The 290-nt window shown below is 69.3% G+C and carries 1 protein-coding gene; it reads left to right on the top strand.

Annotation, left to right across the window (positions count from 1 at the left end; genetic code table 11):
* Positions 1 to 290: condensation domain-containing protein (locus tag V2S66_RS34415; RefSeq protein WP_330801043.1), on the top strand; the 290-nt coding region annotated here is incomplete at both ends.

The raw sequence follows: 290 nt of genomic DNA, 5'->3' as shown, positions 1-290 counted from the left end.
GAACTCGGTGGCGAACTCACCGCCTTGTTGGGTGAGTTGGCGCGTGGGTGCGGTGTCACGGTGAACACGGTGGTGCAGGCGGTGTGGGGGGTGCTGCTGGCGAGGCTGACGGGTCGTCAGGATGTGGTGTTCGGGGCGACGGTGGCGGGGCGTCCTGCGGAGCTGGCGGGTGTGGAGCGGATGGTGGGGCTGTTCGTGAACACCGTGCCGGTGCGGGTGCGGCTGGACCCGGCAGAGTCGGTGAGCGCTCTGCTGCGGAGGTTGCAGGACGAGCAGATCCGGCTGCTGGA

Source organism: Actinacidiphila polyblastidii, assembly GCF_036353415.1.
Lineage (GTDB): Bacteria > Actinomycetota > Actinomycetes > Streptomycetales > Streptomycetaceae > Actinacidiphila > Actinacidiphila polyblastidii.
The sequence above is the reverse complement of the archived record's forward strand: the minus strand, read 5'-3'. Positions and strand labels throughout refer to the sequence as shown.